The sequence below is a fragment of the Paenibacillus foliorum genome, assembly GCF_013141765.1.
Lineage (GTDB): Bacteria > Bacillota > Bacilli > Paenibacillales > NBRC-103111 > Paenibacillus_S > Paenibacillus_S foliorum.
This window is the reverse complement of record NZ_WHOD01000003.1, coordinates 95,301-114,420: the sequence shown is the minus strand read 5'-3', so window position 1 is coordinate 114,420 and position 19,120 is coordinate 95,301. Positions and strand designations below refer to the sequence as shown.

The following is a 19,120-nucleotide window of genomic DNA, read 5'->3' as shown; positions in this document are numbered from 1 at the left end:
TTACTTCACGGGACCCATTCCTAGAATGGATACATTCACGGAAACTTGAATGTCTGCGTTAGCGAGCTCCTGGCCCCAGTGATCTTCTGCTTCCTTATAGTGCTTGTATTGATAAGCTCGCGCGTACAATCCGAATCCTACAGGATCAATTTTATGGCTCTGTATTTTGCGTATGAGAGCATTAGTTTCTTTCTGTACCTGCTCACCAATCATTTTCTCCAGATCCACTCCTTTATTTCGGACACTGACAGGAAATAAGATCTCGGTCAAAACAACATCCATTTGAATATTTACGTCAAACCGAAATTTGTCTTGCTTGTAAGAGGTTTTTATTTTCGTTTTTATTTTTTCGGCGTTAAAACTGACCTTGTCTCTATCAAAGGGGCCTTTCTTAGTAATGCCTGGAATGGGTAAGGTTAAGTTGACTGACTTACTAGTTTTGTTTTGCAATATATTTAGCAGAACGGTTTCTTGAGTCTCAAGTGTAGCGGAATATTTCCCTCTATGATCGAGCAAGGTTGCTCCATTGAGCTGGATATTTTTGTTTTCATCCAATTTGACCTCGGATATGGAAGGGGTTATCCCTTTTTCATAAATGTCGCGATGCAGCTCCTGTGCGGTTGTTTTGACTGTTTCTGAGCGCTCGCTTTTCGTATCAACCATGCCTCTCAGTAATAACGGGAGATACGGCTGATCATCGGGATTTAAGTATATAATTTCCGATACAGGCCCATCGAAGGCAATGACTCTGTCCGTAACTGTATTTCTTGAATCACGGAAAATAACATCCAGCATTCGAAACCAGTCTTTATGCTGCAGCATGCGTTTGCCGACAAGAATGACCTGAAATTTCCTTCCCTGGAATACACCTGGCGAGTGGGCATCCTGCTGGACTCGCGATTGACGAAGTGTATGTGCAGGCTCGCTGATTTCATGGCTTTTCTTTTTGACGTTTTTGCTGAATACAGGATTGGTTACGTAGATATGAAATTTATCATTGGCATCAATGTCCAGACCAAGCGCTAGGGGAAAGCTGGCATCTTCCATATCTAACCGATCGCTGCAACCAGTCAAACAGATAATAATCATGACGATAAACCCAACATATAGCAGTCCTTTGCTCATAAGGCCTTTCTCCTCAGAAAACGATCATGGATCCATATAGATACGAGCAAACAAGCAGGAAATATATATTCGACACCCAATCCAGCCCTGGAGAGAACGGAACTCATCAACTCGCTCTGACGGTAGGATGGCATGAAGAAATAGGTTGTAATAATGAGGATTCCACACAACAATAGCATTGGGCTTCCAGAATCCTTTTTGCCAACCAGCCAATTTGTACAAAAAACGCTTATGGAGAAGGCCGGGATCCAGGAGAGAGAAAAAATAAACAAATAGAAGGTGACAAATAAAATTTCGAACCGTTCGATGAACCGGAACTCAATTGCTTTCAGATAAGTAATTACCGGCTCGTTGTATTGGCTTATTTCGTCTGGACTGAAATAAACGAAGCAGACTGAAGTAATGAACAAGTAGGTTAACAAAGTCAATGTGTTAAAAACAACTACTCCTAGAGAAGCTCTGCTCTTATTGCGTAAAAACGGATATAAAATAAACGTGCTCGCAAAGCCCACAAAGGAATAAATGGTTGCAGGCAGAGCTGAAAATATAGGCGTCCAGCCTTCTTTAAGCACAGGAAGCAGATAAAGCCAATGAGCTTCTTTAATTGGGGCTAAATAAATAAATGGAATCCACAGGGACATAAGAATGACAAGCTCTCCATATCTGCCTAATATCGTGAATCCGTTACGTGCGATCAGGAACGTAGGAATCAGCAGTAATATCATGATGAGATAGTTTGGAGTTTGCGGAAGCACCCAAATTTTTATTACCAGAATCGCCCTGATGATCCCCTCGTAACCGAAAAACAAAAAGTAGAGCGTAAGCAGAATGGCAGCCAATCTGCCGATCCATTTGCCAGATAGATGTGTTAATAAATCAAGCAGAGTATCATCAGGATACCTTTTCATAACTTGAATTAAGATTAAGCTTGCCGTTAGACTTAGGATCCAGCCCAGAATGAGTGAAATCCAGCCGTCAGTCCCGGCATGCTCGGCCAACTTTCTTGGCAGCGACAAGAAGGTGACACTAATTTGAATGCCAGTATTGAGGAAAATATATTGCATAAGCGATAATTCATTAAAAGCATATTTTTTCATTTGCCATCACCCTCTGGACGGTTTGAGCCTTGTCTCTTCAATTGAACGGCCCTTGCGCTTAAAGGACGCTTTATCATTGTCCATAGAGGTAATCGTACGAAGGTATCCTTCCAGTCTGAGTACCGTACCGGTGCGAATGGACTTCCATACGGCGTACCAAGTGATTCAAGTGCTATGAGATGACCGATTAGAGTCATCAAACCAATGATGATACCGACTATTCCAAACAGTGAAGCTGCCAGCATCATGACGAATCGTAATAGACGGACGGCAGCTACCATATCATAATTAGGCAGCACGAATGAAGAAATGGCAGTGAAAGCTACGACGATAACCATCGTATTACTTATAAGTCCCGCTTGAACAATCGCTTGTCCGATAACAATGCCGCCAACAATACCTACCGTTTGTCCGACAGGAGCGGGCAAGCGAACCCCTGCCTCCCTCATCATTTCGAGAGTTACCTCCATGAGAATCGCTTCAACGAATGGAGGGAACGGTACACGTCCTCTGAACTCTCCAATCGAGAGCAGTAGCTTGATAGGGATGATCTCGAAATTATAAGAAATGACAGCAATATAGAAGGCTGGTAAAAAGATAGCTGAGAAAAACGCAAATAAACGCAGCAAGCGTATGAAAGTGGCGATCGACCAACGCGTACTATAATCGTCAACACTTTGAAAGAAAGAGGTGAAGGTTACAGGTGCAATTAATACGCTTGGGGAACGGTCTACAACAACTGCGAATCGTCCCTGAATAATTTGCGAAGCAGCGGTATCCGGCCGTTCTGTCAGTATGAATTGCGGAAAAGGAGAGTAGGGATTATCCTCAATAAGCTCTGCTAATTCTCCTGTGTTAATAATGACGTCGACGTCAAGTTGGCTGAGGCGGTCTTCAAGCTCTGCGAGCACCTCTTGGTTCGCAACATCCTCCAAGTACATAATGGATGCCTTGGTTTGTCCCCTGCGTCCGATCTTCAATTCCAAGGTTTTTAATTCGCGGTTCGGGATATAGCGGCGGATTAAAGCGATATTCTGGCTTCCTGTTTCAACAAAACCTTGATGGGCTCCTTTTAAAGAAGCCTCTATCTGGGGATCTTCAATAGCCCGCTGGGGCCATCCTTCCGTGTTTAAGGCATACACTTCTGATCGTCCATCGATAAATAGGATACTGCTGGCTTGCAGAATGGCAAGCTCAATCTGCGACCACTCGTACAGTGCTTCCAAGTGTCCGACAGTAACCGCAAAGCCAAAGCTTGTGCTTGTGCTGCTTCCTGAATCGAATTGAAGCGGCCGAAGGACGTTGTTATTAATAGAGTTTTTATCTGCAAGACCGTCTAAATAAACAAGTGCAGCTGAGTCCCCTGTTTGTTTGATTGTAATTTGTCTTACAATAAGATCAGGGGTTTTCGTAAAGATGCTATGAATAACGGCCAGATTCTCAGCTAAATTCTCACTTATGGATACTTGCTGCTGCTTCGGATTATCTTGTTTCTGAGTTGATTGGTACTTTGGCTTTCCGAACCATTTCGCAAATCTCATTGACCGTCACCTCGAATCAGAAAAATACAAAACACCAATACATACCTGATAATATATAATTTACAAAATAATGTTATTTTATGTAACGATATTTTAGACAGAAAAGAAGCCTTCATTCCCACTTCATTGATGTGGTTGAGAAGGCTTCTTCACATTCTTTAGAAAATCTATATATTAACCAACCAATACCCCTTGAATGCGCGCGCTATCTTGGAGGAAGCCTTCGCGTTCGGTCAGTTCGGCAAAGGGTTTCAGAGAATCGGGATCGATCTGATCATTCCATATAATTCGATTGAAGGCCGACGCCAACAGCTCTGTGGACATGGAAACTCCGGTTAACTGCTGAAGCTCTGCTATGACAGCGCGGTAGCCGTCGGGACTGCCTTGACGGATTTGCTGCACAGCCTCGCGATGAGTCTTAACAAACTGGCGAACCTTATCGGGATGCTGCTCAAGGAACGTTTCATTAACGGCAACGATGGTGTTGGGATAACGTCCTTTGACAAAGAGCTGATCCCAATCGAGCAGTATGCGTGCATTTGCGCTGCGCAATAATACGCTCACCCATGGTTCCGGGACCAAAGCTCCATCGATTTCGCGCTTCTTGAGAAGCTCCTGAATGGCTGAGGGCTTCGCTTGGATAACACGTACGCTGCCTCCTCTGAATACGTCCCGCAGGCTGTTTTCCCGGAACAGGTGGCGCAGTAAAATATGCTGACCGTTTCCGAATTGGGGCACGGCAATGGTTTTTCCGTGGAGCTGTCCGGCGGTGCGGATGTCTGTATGTTCTCCCACCAAGAGAGCAGCTCCGCCCTGGCATACGCCAGCTAATATTCGGACCCCCTTTTGCTCGACAAAGGCGTTGAGGATAGGACCGGGACCGACATATCCAATATCAATCTGTCCAGAAATGAGAGCTTGCGTCAACGCGGGCCCTGCTGAGAAGATACGGGTATCAACGGCTTCGTGAAACGTTTCCTCCAGAAAGTGAAGATGCTTGCTTAACAGAGCGGGAGCGTGCGTCAAATTCGGCATGATGCCAATTCGCAATGAAGAGGCTGATGAAGCATTCACCTGCAGATGAAGTCTCTGACTAATGGAGGATATATTCGTATCGATCTCCTTGGAAGCGGATTGAAGATCTTGCGCGGCTCCAGCCAAGGACAGTACCGAGGATGCCTGACTCTCCGATAAGTCGGCTACCTTTAGGGCAGAGCCAAGCGATTCTTGAGACAAAGCCGTAATCGTCACAACTTGATTCCATAAACTGACCTTCGCTTCATTTGCTTGAGATAAAGAATGATTGACTTGACCCATGTAACCGTTGACTTCCTCAAGTCCACGATCAATGCCTCTGAACGTTTCCGCTGCTGTTTCGGCTGCTTGATGAACGGTTTGTGAGGAAAGAGCCGTCTTCTTAACAATGGAGGAGCATGCTTCAATTTGCTTGCGAATTTCTTCGAGCACCTTCCTCATCTGATGCCCGCCGGCATTGCTTTCCGTAGCTAAATTCCTAATTTCTTGAGCGACTACCGCAAATCCTTTGCCATGCTCTCCCGCATGAGCAGCTTCTATAGAAGCATTTAAAGCAAGAAGCTGAATGTTGGCAGCTACGGATGAAATCATATCGATAGCTTCGGCTATTTGCTTCGATTTCGTCTGTAAATCTCCCATCACTTCTATTAAATTTGAGGTGATCTCAATGCTTTTGGCTGCTTCCAGCTGTACGGTTTGGATAGATTCGACTCCTAAGCGAGAGGATAAAGTAGTTATCCCGACGGATGCGTTAGCAGCAGCTACATCTTGCAAGGAGGCATCTAGGAGGATACCTAGCTTCTCCGTATGCTCAAGGCTTTCCTCGGTTCGTTGAGTTTGTGTAGTTGTTGCTTGAACGATGTGCTGAACGGCTAGCGAGACGGCTTCCGTGTGCAGCAGATTGCCTTTAACAAATTGCTCAAGTGCTGTGGAAGAGTCATTAAGTGCCCGGTTGGCACCCCAAATGCCGTTTAACTCCCCATCCTTTAGTACAGGCTGCTGCTCAGGGGGAGTGCCTTTGGTCCGAAATGGAAACAGATTGGATAGAACAGTCTTCATAGCGGCTCACCTCCATATAGAAATAGGACAATGCATAAATACATAGTAATTCAATGTGATTTAACGGAATAATACAAAACCGTATCATGTCTGTCAAGCATTTTTCATAAAAAGTAAGGTTCCAGATGAGGGGGCAGACGCCAGTAAGGCCTTTGTGCAAATTATAGATTATATTGCGACTGCAGCAGAATAAATATCTGTACCTGTACAAAGGGGAGGGGTCACGGATTTGGACTCGATAGCCAATTCCTATATAGTTCCAGCATCATTCCAAATGATAAGGGATAGCCGGCTGGCGGTCGGGTCTAACAAAGTGCCTGTATAGTAGTGAAGAGAAATAGAATGAGTGCCTTCAGACCTGAGGGCACTTTCTTGTTTTTGCAATCTATATTTTAAATGTAAGAGAGGTGTTCCCGTGAGCGGGTTTAAAGTATTTCTGGTTGATGACGAAAGAATGATTAGAGAGGGCATTGCAGGTTTGATTCCGTGGGAGGAGCAGAACCTTCATTTTACCGGCTCTGCGCCGGATGGGCTAATGGCTTATGAAGATATTCTTCGATTACGTCCGGATATATTGTCATAACCGATATTAGAATGCCTAAGATGGACGGATTGGAGCTTATTAGTAATCATTTAAGAATATTTCGGATGAAATATTTTATGAGAAAACGACTCCTGAGCAAGACGCAAAGAATTTTCGTGAGGAAGCAACAAATATCTTGAAGAAAAAGTAAAGGTATACGAATTAAATTGATGACTAATGAGGAGCTGCCCCTCAAAGGGAAACGACGTAATAGAGTGAATCCCTTTGTATGCATCGAAGGATCTTCAAACTCGCTACAAAGTGGGGTTGAAGGTTCTTTTTCAACTTAATATTGCGGAGAAATGGAGACTGAAATTTACGAAAATGAGTTTTTGGGGAAGCTCCTCTTATAAATTAATTGTTTGGGATCACAGCTGCTATCTCATTATAAGGGTGAACGCGATATGTTGCCTAAAACCAGCTAATTTGGATGGGAAGAGGAACAACGATGCGTTAATTTGCCTAAACCAGCTTATTTGGATGGGAAGAGGAACGACGATGCGTTATTTGGTCATAAATATGCCAATTTAAAGGATTTCCTAACGAATAAGTGATCGTAGTTCCGCTCAATTCGAATGGTAACGTGTGCAAACAAAAATAGAGGATCCAGGTTCCTCTTCAGTCGGTATCATACGAAAACGAATGAAACGAAAGAACCATCATGCGGCTATCCGAGCAGCTCTTGCTTGAGAAATTGATAGAGCTTTGTGCCTGCTAGCCCCAATGGATATTCTGAAGATTTGCAGAGGATACCGCAAGGCATGTCAGTGGCATTACTGTTCAAAGTCCGTATCACAGTGCCTGCGGGAGCTGGATTCAAGCTAATCTCGGGAATAAGGGCGATGCCAAGACCACTTTGAACATAATATTTTAAAGCGGTCATGCTGCCAATTTCCATAGTCTCTAATGGGGCTTTGCCTGATTCACGCAATACAATCTCAAGCCTTTTACGGTAAGGACAGCTTGCTGCTGTAATGAGCAAACGATGTCCTCGAATATCCTCTGCTTGAAGATATGGTTTAGAGGACAGCGGATGTTGATCAGGCATCAAAACGACAAATTTCTCTGTAAATAAGGGTTCAAAATAAAGATCCGATTCTATCTCCGGTGCCGAACAAAGAGCCAAGTCAAGCTCCCCACGAAGAAGACGCTCACTCAAGGCGGGGGTGTTAGCAATGTCTACAGCTATACGAATTTTTGGGTACTGAGATAGAAAGCTTGCCAAAATAATAGGTAATCGAAAACTCGCGTTAGGCTCCGTTACCCCTAGACGAATATTCCCTGCTTCACCAAGCTGTATATCCGACATCGTGGTTTGTAGTTGCTCCAAATCCTTTACAATATGCAAGCTTCTTTCATGAAAAAGTCTGCCGGCTTCTGTTAGCTGAATTTTTTTCCCGCGCTCGATCAATTGAACGCCCAGATCAGACTCCAGCTTTTGAATTTGCATGGTAACAGTGGATTGAGCATAATTCATTTCCTCGGCAGCACGGATAAAGCTTCCGTAAGTCACTATCATTTGGAATGTTTTTAATGTTTTAAGATCCATCTAACCTCTCAGCTCCGAACTATAGTTCAATATTTTTGAATTAATCGATTAGTTTATTCAATTATACAGAATTGATATGGTGACATAAACTAAAAGTATCAAACGGATAAGGAGTGACTCTCATGGATCTAAAAAATAAAGTGGCTCTCGTCACTGGCGGCGGGACAGGGATTGGCAGAGCAACATGTATCGCACTAGCTAAACGGGGCGCAGCCGTTGCAGTGAACTATTCACGCTCCAAGACCGATGCCGACGAAACGGTGGAATGGATCATTAACGAGGGCGGAAGTGCATTTGCCATAAGAGCCGATGTGTCTCAGGATAGTGAAGTGAAGGAAATGGTCCATAGAATAGTAGAACAATTCGGGCCAATTGATCTGCTTGTGAATAATGCCAGCATCACCCGGCACATTCCACTTGACGACCTGGAAGCAGCAACGGATGAGGTATGGGATGAGCTTTATGCTGTTAATGTCAAAGGTATGTTTTACTGTGCCCGAGCCGTTGCTCCCTGGATGAAGAAGAATAAGCAAGGGGCCATTGTCAACGTCGGCAGCATAGCTGGGTTATCAGGGTCAGGCTCCTCACTTCCTTATGCTGTATCCAAAGCGGCCGTGCATGGTCTTACAAAATCGTTGGCACGTGCTTTGGCGCCGGAGATCAGGGTTTGCAGCGTTGCGCCTGGAGCTGTAGCGACAAGATGGTGGGAAGGGAAGGAAGATCAAATGAATCGGTTAACCGATAATCTGCTGCTTCAGCGTATTTCGACTCCCGATGATATTGCTAAGCTTATCTGCTCGGTTTTGGAGCAAGAATCGATGACTGGTCAGATCATTACTGTAGACAATGGCCAAACGTTGTAGGACTAATAGAAACTTTTACCAGCCGCTCATCGTCTTATTCAATATGGAATTGGAAATGAAGATGAGAAGGTGAAGAACATGAAAAACATGAAGAACATAAAGAAAATAAAGATAGCTCCCCGCTTGTGGATATGGACGGTAACGGTCGCAGCAGCGGTTTCCGTTATTTCCTGGACTGATGCAGTTCATCTGAGTGAACGTGCTTATGGGATGGAAATAACCGAGGCTTCCAATGGGTCGCAACAATTAGCTCGAACTGTAAATGAGGCAAAGCAGGCATACGAGAGCAATCATTCCATTCCTTCTGATCTTCTGGAACAATTAGCAGCGGGAAAAGAACAGCTAATCCCCCTCGTTCTAAAGCAATTATCCTTGAAGCCGTTAGGAGCGGAAACTAATCGATTAGAGCAGCCTACCCGTTTGTCGTCTGATTGGAGGTTCTGGGCTGAAGCATCGCTGTCTTGGAAAGACCCTCAGCTGCTGAATGCGCTTCTGGATTGGACCCAGGACTATCCGATAGAAATGTATGAAAACGAACTTTATGTTCGTTTCGTTCAAGAGGCTTTGCAGGACGATCAGAGGGATATGCTGCAACAGAGGCTAGGTTTGGCGGATCGTCGTGGTGCTCAAGTGCTGCTGGGACTAATGAAGTACAAGGGCTGGCTTGACGATAGCCAGCTTATGTCGTGGTTGAATTTTTATAAGGGCCAGCCACCATACGACGGAATTATCGATTATATGGTTTATGCCCAGAGCTGGGCCCAATTGATACATATTTACGATAAGCACGAGCTTACACCGACTCAGAGGCTATCGGTGCTTAATTCCGTGGTTAGTATCCCAGTCTATGATGCTGAGACCGCAGAGTGGTTGAAGCAGCTGGCAGCTGCAACTGAAGATGTGTCTGTTGAGCAATTGATCGATCAGCAGCTTGTGCTTCATCATGGCGACCGGGCTGCAGCGGAACGGCTTTACCAGAGCGGGACTAGCGGCGGTTTCACGCAACCCTTGAACGGAAGAGTGGAGAAGGTGCTGGCGGACATGTACCCTGCCGGAGAGCTAGCTGCGGGGATTCAACTCTACGAAATGATTCGCGGGAAACCCTACTTCTATGGTCTGGATGAGCAGTGGTACAGCTCAGACGGAAATGATTATGCACAGCCTGTGCAAGCTGCCGCTCAGTGGCTTGAGTTTCTGAAGCAGTACCCCAAGCATCCGGCGGCTGATGATGCTGCTTATCGTCTGGCACGCTGTTATCAGCTGGCGGGAGATGGTGGAAATGCGCTTTATTGGCTGAATGAAGCTGTTCATTTAGGGGATCGGGATCTTAATTACGATGCAAGAGGGATGCTGCTCTTTGTACTTGATGTAGAAATGTCTCCAGATGCTCTTGTGGCTGTCGATACGGACCGGCTTCCGTCTTGGATGAAGCCGTGGATTGACTATTCGCAGGCGGTTGAATACATCCGAGCGAGGAAGTATCGGGAAGCTTCGCTTTCGCTGCATGCTTTTATCCATACATATGGAGGAAAAGATATTTTTGCGGAGGCTTTCGCCGTTAATCGAGCAGATAAAGCGGAGGTAATTTATCCGGAGGAGCGATATCCCTTCTGGGAACGAATTAGCGCCCAGCTTCAATTGACGGAGCGTGCTGCTAAGCTGGCGGAAGAGGCCGAGCAAGCGGTAGGCGTTGAGAAATCGGATCGGCAGTATGCTTTGGCGGCGATGATTTACAAGGAGCCGCTGTTGTATTACAACCATCTATGGCGGGAGACACGTCAAAGCTTCTTTTGGTTCGGTCATATTAAAGAAATGGACTATTATGAACCATTGGATCGTTATATCGGTCGGTTTAATCACTTGATACAGGCGATCGATCAGTTTGAATCCATTGATCTTCAGGAGGCTAGTAAACAGACGGCAGCCAAGACGCTGTATTCACTAGCACTTAGCTATAGCAAGCTGACGCACTATGGGGAGGAGGTATCGTATTATTTGCCGATATCCCGGTTGAATGAGAAGGCTGCGGATTACGCCAAACAGCTGATCGATAGCTTTCCTGAGTCTGAACTCGCGGACGATGCGCTGCTGCTGTTATATGCTCATACCCAAGATAAACAATGGCTTGAGCAGGTAGAGCTGCGCTACCCGGACGGAGATCAGACGAAGAAAGCCAAGGAGGCTTTGGAGCAGCTCGCAGTTAAGGAAAGCAAGCGGACTGATTCCTTGTATGAACCGTATGAGCCCACATACGCAGTTCACTATGAGCATCTGCAGCTTGGTGACAGTCGTCTCTCTTCGACTGTTAGCAAGTGGCTTGAAGACCATCGCGGCACATCGTATCACGGCACTCTGGCAGAAGGGGATTGGGTCTATGTATTCATTTCAGCGGATGAAGGAAAAGCAATAGATTACATAAACATTGGGAGTAAAAGACTTCAAATGCTGGTAACTTGGCAGCAGAGGGTAATGGAGGCCAGCACAGAGAAGCAGGATGTGATGCTGCTGGCGCGGGTAAAGAAGAAATTTGTGAATGATAGCGAGTGGGTGTGGAAAATGTACTCACAATAAGAGGCAGGAAAAAAGCTAAGTCAGACATCCGCTATGCGGAACTGACTTAGCTTTTTTGCGCGTTGAATATAAAGTAATAAGCTATGGCATATTTTACTGCTTTTACTCTGGCTTGCTTATAAAGCAGATAGAGCAGGCAGGCTCGGTTCGTGCGTTCCATCAAAATAATTTTTCGAATACATGCTTTTTATTTTAAAGTAATAATTTTTGGACCTAATATAGGCGATTATTTTGCAAATGGTTTGCATATACTTAACATCCTCTATGCCAGAGGCGATATTATATACGGTATTTAAGCCGCCAATCGCTTCATCCTTGCTGATAAGTCCCCTTTCTAATTCTGTAAGCAACCTTTCAATCTCTTGATTAATGAACCCCATCGCTTTAGTTTTAATTACGTTGTTAATCAAACCATGCACCTCCTGAAGTATGTACCCCAATAGTTTACTTCAACTGCAAGGTGAAGTCTGTCGAAATACCAGTGTCTGAAACCACTGTTTTTGGAGATTAATGGAGAATAGGGTTAAGGAATTAATAATAAAATATCAATTTCAGTTAGGCTTAAGCCTATTTGTAGAAGAGATGAGCCAATCTTTATTTTCCAGTCAAAAAACTGTTCATGTTTACGCATCTTTCGTTTATCATTAGTAAATAAGAAATAGTTTAGTTAAGCAGGTTTATATAGGGGCGGGGGTTGGTTTTACCATGTTATCCAGAAGACATTTTATTAAAAAGATGGTCGCATTTATTGCTGTACTCTCAGGTGGCGGTGCCTTTCTGGCGCATGCCTTAAAAAACGACAATCAGATAGATGCATTAGAAGATGTAAAGCCAACAAAGGCGAACGAGCAGCCTCCAACCTCCGCTTTATCTGAAGATACCGCTAATGAGCTGTTGTTCTCTTTTTTCCTGTTAAGCGATCTGCATATCTCGGATGGAATTTCCATGATGACAGATAAGCTGCATTTTGCACTAAAGGATGTTAGTGATTTTGAATCTCCAGTCGATATGATTATATTGGGCGGGGACTTAACTGACATTGGCAGAGACACCGACTACAAGTTGCTGCGCTCTATACTAAATAAGTATAGATTACCGCCGATCTACGCAAATATGGGCAATCATGATTATTATGATATATGGCTTGATAAGAAGGGTGACTTCGCTAAGGAAACGATGCCGAATGGCAAAACAGATAGTATGGCGCGGGAACGGTTTATGAAGTTTTTTGGATATAAGGAGAAGCCGTATTTGGACTTGTGGGTGGGGGATGTTCATTTAATTCTGCTTTCTCAGGAAGCGTATGTCGGCGATAAGCCGGAATATGGGGAGGGAGCTTGGTATTCGGATGAGCAAATGGCTTGGTTTGAAAAAACGATGAAGCAGCACGAGGATGGGAAGACAGCGCTTGTGTTCATACATCAGCCGCTACCAGCCCCAGGTAATGATGGTGGGTCACACTCACTCGTAAGAGCCAAAGATTTCCGGGCTATTCTCAAGCCCTACCGGAACGTATTCGTCCTCTCCGGCCATACGCACCGCAGCTTCATTGGAGAGGATCACTATAATACACAAAATTCGTTTCATTGGTTTAATAACGCTTCGGTTGGGAAAACACGCAATACTCAGGATAACAACTCTGCCCAGGGAATGTACGTGCAGGTCTATAGCAAGGAAGTCGTCGTGCGCGGCCGCGAATTTTCCGATCGGAGCTGGATCGACAAGGCAAGCTGGTCGGTTCCGCTTGTATAAACGAAAAATGTGCTCAACTTGTGGGTCAAGTGAGCACTTTTTTTTAATTCTATGGATTATTAAGGGAAGGGTACATGGACATGGCCGTCTCATTCGATATCACTGGTGCTTTGCCATAAAAATCCTGTTGGTTAGCCTTTAGCTTATACCAGCTCGGGATGAGGATAATCGAAGTCGGATGGCGCTTCGTATTTATCCTCCGCTGAAGCGAGTGTGTAAGCTCTCATCCTTAAGCTGTCCATAGGGCGAAGCAGCTTGCTTAGAGTGAAGGGGTTCTTCGACTCCGGCTGCAGCCATTGGTCTACTTCATCCGGCTCCAGTATAGAAGGCATCTGCTCTTGATATGGAGCTACAAGAGAGTTAGCTTCGGTCATCAGCATCGTGCAGGTACGCAGCTCCTCGCCATCGAAGGAAGAACGCCAAACATCATATAAGCCTGCAATTCCGAAAGTACCTGTATTCATAGTAAATTTGATCCACTGGGTTTCCTTTTTCTCTGTTTTCGTTACATAAAAACCGCTGCATGGAATGACACACCGCTGTTTCTTAAGAATGAGCTTGTAAATCTTCTTATCTGTGATGGATCGGCTGTCCATACAGACGGAATTTTTCCCCCAGAAGGGCATGAGCCCCCAGCGAAACTCATCCAGCTGACGAGAGTTATCGCGAACTACAATGGCAGAAACGGATTGAGTAGGACTGATTTCATAACGGTTGGATAAATAGGCTAATACATTGTCAATTTTGAATTGCTCGGTAACTTGCGATACATCGGCAAGCATACTAATAGATTTACACAAACTACACACCACCCTATGTTTTTGGTTATTATGTTCCATATATTCCATAAACATACAGTGTTTTTTCGGTTAAGGTGTCTTGAAACAGAAGCAGGCCGCACAAAAGTTATGATTTACTTTTTGTGCGGCTTTGTTGGGCATCGTGTATGATCACTGAATCAGCTGTGCTGGGCTACTGCCCCCCTTGATTCCGATATTCTGTGGGAGAAAGCCCTAGCTTCTTTTTAAATATTCGGCTGAAATATTTCTCATCCTGATAACCCACTTGGTTCGCAATCTCGTAGGTCCTCAAGGAGGAGGAGGTTAACAGCTTCTTAGCCGCTTCCAAGCGAACCTCTGTTAAGTATTCGGTTAAATTAATGGCTTCCACCTGCTTGAATAGAAAGCTTAAATAGACGGGAGACACATACACAGTCTTAGCTATCGAGTCCAATGTAATATTCTCGTGGAAATGTCCTTCGATATATTGTTTAGCATGTTCGACTACGATATTTTTCCCCGTTTTTCTGAGCTCAATGGTGGTGTGGATAAGCTTTTCCAAAAAAAACCTTAGCAGTAAACCAAGCTCATCCAGACTGGTAACTGTCATAATGGCTTGAATATCCTCGGTTGTCAGCAGCTGATCCATCTGCAGCTTGGGATGCAGCCCTGTCAGCACCAGGGATGCAGAGATCATGGACTGCAGGCTTAAGGTTTTGGTGGTCTGCACAGGAAAGTCCGTTTCTTTGAGATAGATCAAGAAATTATTGATCCATTGAATCAGTTCGCTTACATTGCCTACCTTCAGAGCCATGAACAGCCGTTCATCTTCAAAAGGTGCAGCAGCCTCCTTAGGCTTAGATGAATGAGCGTCGGCATCCCGCTCCCACTCCAGATCTTCAAGCGCAATAACCTCATTTGGACCTGTGTAGTATCTGTATTCCAGAGCTGTTTTCGCCTGATTGAAAGCTCTTTTTCCGTCATGCAGCATATCTTCATTTAGGGGAGAAAGGCCAATTGTGGCATGATACTTTAAGGTTAGCCTCAGGTTCTCAATTAGCTGTGTAAAATCCCCGCGAAGCAGGGCTGCTTCTTCTTCCCGCTGAATATTGCCGATAAAAACAAACCGCAGACCGGATTCATGAAACAAGCATTTCTTCTCCCATCGGTTAAGGGTTTCTTCAGCGATATTCAGAATAGCGAAGTTGATAAGCTGCTGATCTTCATAGCTGTAGAGCTTTGCATGCTCTGGATCCTCCTCCACCTGAATAATCCCGAGCACGAAAGGAGCTTGGACGATAGGGAGCTTCAAATAGCTAGTTTTTTCCTCGAAAATGGCCTTGTTCATTCGGGCGCCTTCCAGCAATCCCCTCAAGAAGCGGTCACGAATGAGAGGCAGGTTCTCCTTCAGCTGCTGGCCCAGCCTTTGTTCATCCTCTCGTTCTTTCTTCACGCGGAGTACTACGTTCAGCAGCTCATCCATATTCGGAGGCTTCAACAAATAATCGGATGCACCCAGCTGGATCGCCTGTTGAGCGTATTGAAACTCATTATGACCGCTCAGGAAGATCGATTTAACAGGCCATTTTCTTCGATTGACTTCAGTCAATAGCTCGATGCCATTCATATGCGGCATTTTACAATCGAGCAGAATCATATCGGGCAAATTGTGCTGCATGAGCTCCAATGCTTCCTCTCCGTTCTCGGCGGGAGGAAGCCATTCAAAGCCGTGGTCCTCCCAACGAACAAGGGCGCGCAGCCCACGGGAAACAATAGGTTCGTCATCAATGACCATGATTTTCATACAGTAACCTCCATTTTTGTTCAGATTCTACTAAAGGAAGACGAAGGGAGACGATTGTGCCCTCGTTCGGAGCACTGCTAATGTGCAGAGCGTAGTCCGGTCCGAACATCATCTGCAGCCGTTCGTTCACATTACGAATCCCGTAGCCGCCGGTGCTGTGTTTGGGGATGGTTAACAATTTCTCGATTTGGTCGGGAGCCATTCCGCAGCCGTTATCTTCCACCGTCAGACGGATATGATCCGTCTCTATCACTCCAGTGATACGCAGGATTCCGGGACGGTTCAGCTTTTTATCAAAAGCATGCAGGATCGCGTTTTCCACAATAGGCTGTAAGAGCAGCTTCATCGTATAAAAGCATTCGATCATCGGATCGATATCAAATTCTGCTGTGAACCGGTTAGGAAAACGAGCATGCTGGATACGAACATAGGCTTGGATCTGTTTAATTTCGTGCTCCAGCTTATAATAATCATTTCCTCGGTTGAACGAGATTCTAAATAGCTCGCTTAACGCATGAACAACCTGCGCGGTCTGATCGTCGCCATTCATTTTGGAATTAAAAAAGATAAAATCGAGCGTGTTGTATAAGAAATGGGGCTCGATTTGCGTCTGTAAAGTCCGCAGCTCAATGATTTTTTGGTTCGTTTGGCTGACATATACTTTTTGGATGAGATCGTTCAGCTCTATGACCATTTCGTTATACTTTTGGGTGAGGAGTCCGATTTCATCCTGGGAGATGACCTCTACATTTTGATTGAAGTCCCCTCGTTTGAAGTTGTTCATTGACCGCAGTAAATTTTTGATCGGCGAAGTGATGCTTCTGGATAATAAGGCTGAAATGATCACGACAATGAGCAGCAGCGACAAGGAAAGGATCAATGTAATTCTCAGCACAATGCCATGCTGCTTCTGGATGTCTTCAATCGGTGTCAAGCTGACGATGTACCAATTATAAGGCTCTATCGGTGCGCTGGAAGCCAAATACTGCTTGCTGCCAATGGTGTAGATGTATGTTTCTTTGGAGGTGGAGAGCTGCTTTTTCCGTTCAAGGTTATCGTTAAGCTGAGCATCCATTTCCTTCTCATCGAGCTTGCTCGCGATCAGATGATAGTTGTCATCGAACAGGAGCAGATTCGTCGTTTTGCTGATTTGAATATCTTTGATTGCGTTGCGCATCGCGTCTTTTTTGATGCCCATAAACAGCATCCCGAGCTTTTTATCCGGGTCATAGGAGCTGATGATACGGCGTCCCATCATGATCTCATTGTAATTATGAGAATAAATGAACAGGGGCGAGCTGGAATATTCCAGGTGCGCCTCTCCATCCCGAGCAGCTGTAACCATATAAACGGGGGAATCCTTCAATTCATTGTAGCTGACCACCTGTCGGTAATAATCGGCAAAATCACGAAACATGTAATCGTTTTCGCCATAGATCACCATGAAGGAAATATACTTTTTGGCAACCTTCAAATTGGATAAATAATCGAACATAATTTTTTGAGAATTCGTTACGGAAAGTGAGTATGGCTGGTTTAGCAGGGTTTGGATGGTTTCGTTCGTTGTCACATAGCCAGAAATATCTCTCGCATCATCGAGCATGGATTTAATGTTGTTGCCGACCAGCTGTATCGTTTGCGATTGATTCTGGATGGTTTGTTCCTCTAGAGACTTCGTTGATATAAAGTAAGAATATACTCCAAGACCGGCAACGGGAATGAGAACGAGCATTACAATGAGAACGAACAGCTTCGTCTGCAGTCTTTTAAAAGCGAACATGCTCCACCTGCTTTACTTGGAAGTGAGTGTGGTATGAGAACTTATAAATACAATGTAACAAGACATGGCGATGGATTCAATAAGGGATAGAGGACTAATTAACGACTCCTTGATAAAGTCCACCAAACCTTGAATCCGTCATATTGTTCGATGGTTGCTCTGCCGTTAAGATGTAATCAGCAAGCAAAACACATATTACAGGAGGGGTTGGCATGGTTCATTACAAAAAAAGTATGGCAGGTATCATGAGTATCGCTTTATTGGGCGGCATGACGTTAGCCGGGTGTTCGGGTGCTAGTAAAACGGAGAATCCGAAGGCAGCAGAGCCGGCAGCCCAGGCCAAAGAGACGGATTGGAAAACGGTTAAGGCCGATATCCGTTTTGTTTATCCGGGCACATCAGAGGCAGAGAAGGAGCTGGCCGAACAGTTCAAGACAAGGATGAAGGAGAAATATCCGAACGTCAACATCGAATACATGTTTCTGTCTTGGCAGGATATGGAGAAGAAGCTGGCGGTTATGATCAATTCCAATGACTGGCCCGACATTACGATGACTCAGGATATAACGAATCTGGCCCAGCTGGACGGACTGGAGGATTTAAAGCCTTACTTGGAGAAAAAGGGGACCGCTCTGAAGAAGGAGGATTTCCTTCCGGGTACCTTGGAATATGGTAAGCAGGGGGACAAGGTATACTCGATTCCAAGCTTGGCTAACTCCTTCACCCTGTTAGTTAATGAAAAAATGCTTAATGAAGCCGGTATGAAGCTTGACGAGCTGAAAACATGGGCCGATGTGGAGAAAGCGGCGCAGCTAATGACCAAGGACGGTAAATTCGGCTTCGGCTATCCGCTTGGCGTGCCGAGGTTTGCATTCCGAGTACCGTTTACAGCTGCTTACAGTAATGACCTGATCTTGGATGATACTTCCGATGCTTCGAAGAAAAAGTATATCGAAACGTTGGAGCATTTTAAAAAGCTGGAAGCCTACGGGCCCAAAGCCCAGTTGACTTGGGGTTATCCTGAGATGTGGCGGGCGTTCAGCAACGGGGAAGTAGGCATTGTCGCAGCAGGTACTTACTTCTCTGCCAATGTGTACAGCATTAATCCGGAAATTATGAAATTGGCGCGTGCTATTCCTTATCCACAAGGTCCATCCGGCACGAAAGCGAAAGCACCCGTATCCAGCGTTGGAGTGGGCATGTTCAAGGGCAGTAAAAATAAGGAGGTTGTATGGAGGCTAATCGAGGAATGGTCCTCCAACGAATTTAACTCGACGCAAGCGGCGACGGTGAATATCAGTGCGCTAACCAAAAGTAATTTTGATGAAATTATAAAGAAAGCAGAGAAAATATACCCGAAAGCAATTGAAGGACACAAAAGAGTTACTCAAGATTTCAATCAAATTCTGGCAACCTCCGGAGTTCCAATGGCTACAATACCGGGGCAGACTGAGATGGAAGTGATTGTTCAAGAGAACATGGCGAAGCTGCTCACAGGCAAAAGCACAACGGAAGAAGCTTACAAGAGCATTAAGGAAAACATCGATAAGATCAAAGCGAAAAATAAATAATTGTTCTTCCG

At 45.0% G+C, this 19,120-nt stretch carries 14 protein-coding genes; 5 read left to right on the top strand and 9 right to left on the bottom strand.

Translation table 11 applies throughout. The annotated features are described in order from the left end of the window. From GC093_RS00480 to GC093_RS00465, 4 genes are all read right to left on the bottom strand, one after another. Nucleotides 1-1,125, bottom strand: coding sequence for a Ger(x)C family spore germination protein (locus tag GC093_RS00480; protein ID WP_171649879.1), 1,125 nt, complete (start codon nt 1,123-1,125; stop codon nt 1-3). After that, entirely contained in the window at nt 1,122-2,222 is a 1,101-nt protein-coding gene (locus GC093_RS00475) for a GerAB/ArcD/ProY family transporter (protein ID WP_171649878.1), read from the bottom strand. Before GC093_RS00475 ends, GC093_RS00480 begins: the two co-directional genes overlap by 4 nt. Then, the gene (locus tag GC093_RS00470) at nt 2,219-3,763 is read right to left on the bottom strand and encodes a spore germination protein (RefSeq protein ID WP_171649877.1); all 1,545 of its coding nucleotides are present in this window, start codon (nt 3,761-3,763) and stop codon (nt 2,219-2,221) included. Before GC093_RS00470 ends, GC093_RS00475 begins: the two co-directional genes overlap by 4 nt. Before the next feature lie 174 nt (nt 3,764-3,937). Further along, complete coding sequence (locus tag GC093_RS00465) at nt 3,938-5,857, bottom strand: aliphatic sulfonate ABC transporter substrate-binding protein (RefSeq protein WP_171649876.1); 1,920 nt, start codon at nt 5,855-5,857, stop codon at nt 3,938-3,940. 415 nt (nt 5,858-6,272) lie between these two features. Between GC093_RS00465 and GC093_RS00460 the strand changes: the two genes are divergently transcribed. Then, nucleotides 6,273-6,440: a response regulator gene (locus GC093_RS00460; RefSeq protein ID WP_171649875.1), complete on the top strand. Its 168-nt coding sequence runs from the start codon at nt 6,273-6,275 to the stop codon at nt 6,438-6,440. 667 nt (nt 6,441-7,107) lie between these two features. Here the strand turns inward: GC093_RS00460 and GC093_RS00455 are convergent. Then, complete coding sequence (locus tag GC093_RS00455; RefSeq protein ID WP_171649874.1) at nt 7,108-7,989, bottom strand: LysR family transcriptional regulator; 882 nt, start codon at nt 7,987-7,989, stop codon at nt 7,108-7,110. A gap of 122 nt (nt 7,990-8,111) precedes the next feature. Between GC093_RS00455 and GC093_RS00450 the strand changes: the two genes are divergently transcribed. Both GC093_RS00450 and GC093_RS00445 read left to right on the top strand, forming a co-directional pair. Then, nucleotides 8,112-8,852, top strand: coding sequence for an SDR family NAD(P)-dependent oxidoreductase (locus GC093_RS00450; protein ID WP_171649873.1), 741 nt, complete (start codon nt 8,112-8,114; stop codon nt 8,850-8,852). Between the two features lie 87 nt (nt 8,853-8,939). Next, nucleotides 8,940-11,423 (top strand): hypothetical protein, encoded by a 2,484-nt coding sequence (locus GC093_RS00445; RefSeq protein ID WP_216624434.1) that lies wholly within the window; start codon nt 8,940-8,942, stop codon nt 11,421-11,423. Nucleotides 11,424-11,539: 116 nt separating this feature from the next. On the opposite strand, the gene GC093_RS00440 is transcribed toward GC093_RS00445, so the two are convergent. Beyond that, nucleotides 11,540-11,833, bottom strand: a complete 294-nt coding sequence (locus GC093_RS00440; protein WP_171649871.1) for a hypothetical protein — start codon at nt 11,831-11,833, stop codon at nt 11,540-11,542. Nucleotides 11,834-12,128: 295 nt separating this feature from the next. On the opposite strand from GC093_RS00440, the gene GC093_RS00435 reads away from it, so the two are divergent. Then, nucleotides 12,129-13,175 (top strand): metallophosphoesterase family protein, encoded by a 1,047-nt coding sequence (locus GC093_RS00435; protein ID WP_171649870.1) that lies wholly within the window; start codon nt 12,129-12,131, stop codon nt 13,173-13,175. A 143-nt stretch (nt 13,176-13,318) separates the two neighbouring features. Here GC093_RS00435 and GC093_RS00430 read toward each other — a convergent pair whose 3' ends face one another. The 3 genes from GC093_RS00430 to GC093_RS00420 all read right to left on the bottom strand — a co-directional run bounded on the left by GC093_RS00430 (nt 13,319) and on the right by GC093_RS00420 (nt 17,538). Continuing rightward, entirely contained in the window at nt 13,319-13,975 is a 657-nt protein-coding gene (locus tag GC093_RS00430) for an SOS response-associated peptidase (protein ID WP_171649869.1), read from the bottom strand. 172 nt (nt 13,976-14,147) lie between these two features. Further along, the gene (locus tag GC093_RS00425) at nt 14,148-15,758 is read right to left on the bottom strand and encodes a response regulator (protein ID WP_171649868.1); all 1,611 of its coding nucleotides are present in this window, start codon (nt 15,756-15,758) and stop codon (nt 14,148-14,150) included. Further along, nucleotides 15,739-17,538, bottom strand: coding sequence for a sensor histidine kinase (locus GC093_RS00420; RefSeq protein WP_171649867.1), 1,800 nt, complete (start codon nt 17,536-17,538; stop codon nt 15,739-15,741). Before GC093_RS00420 ends, GC093_RS00425 begins: the two co-directional genes overlap by 20 nt. Before the next feature lie 212 nt (nt 17,539-17,750). Between GC093_RS00420 and GC093_RS00415 the strand changes: the two genes are divergently transcribed. After that, on the top strand, nt 17,751-19,109 hold the full coding sequence (locus tag GC093_RS00415) for an ABC transporter substrate-binding protein (RefSeq protein WP_171649866.1): 1,359 nt from the start codon (nt 17,751-17,753) through the stop codon (nt 19,107-19,109). Nucleotides 19,110-19,120 lie beyond the last annotated feature (11 nt).

Excerpts from the sequence above, each read along its gene's own strand:
- GC093_RS00445 (WP_216624434.1), top strand. The coding sequence starts at position 8,940 with ATGAAGAACATAAAGAAAATAAAGATAGCTCCCCGCTTGTGGATATGG.
- GC093_RS00480 (WP_171649879.1), bottom strand. The coding sequence starts at position 1,125 with ATGAGCAAAGGACTGCTATATGTTGGGTTTATCGTCATGATTATTATC.
- GC093_RS00415 (WP_171649866.1), top strand. The coding sequence starts at position 17,751 with ATGGTTCATTACAAAAAAAGTATGGCAGGTATCATGAGTATCGCTTTA.
- GC093_RS00435 (WP_171649870.1), top strand. The coding sequence starts at position 12,129 with ATGTTATCCAGAAGACATTTTATTAAAAAGATGGTCGCATTTATTGCT.
- GC093_RS00470 (WP_171649877.1), bottom strand. The coding sequence starts at position 3,763 with ATGAGATTTGCGAAATGGTTCGGAAAGCCAAAGTACCAATCAACTCAG.
- GC093_RS00475 (WP_171649878.1), bottom strand. The coding sequence starts at position 2,222 with ATGAAAAAATATGCTTTTAATGAATTATCGCTTATGCAATATATTTTC.
- GC093_RS00450 (WP_171649873.1), top strand. The coding sequence starts at position 8,112 with ATGGATCTAAAAAATAAAGTGGCTCTCGTCACTGGCGGCGGGACAGGG.
- GC093_RS00455 (WP_171649874.1), bottom strand. The coding sequence starts at position 7,989 with ATGGATCTTAAAACATTAAAAACATTCCAAATGATAGTGACTTACGGA.
- GC093_RS00420 (WP_171649867.1), bottom strand. The coding sequence starts at position 17,538 with ATGTTCGCTTTTAAAAGACTGCAGACGAAGCTGTTCGTTCTCATTGTA.
- GC093_RS00425 (WP_171649868.1), bottom strand. The coding sequence starts at position 15,758 with ATGAAAATCATGGTCATTGATGACGAACCTATTGTTTCCCGTGGGCTG.
- GC093_RS00465 (WP_171649876.1), bottom strand. The coding sequence starts at position 5,857 with ATGAAGACTGTTCTATCCAATCTGTTTCCATTTCGGACCAAAGGCACT.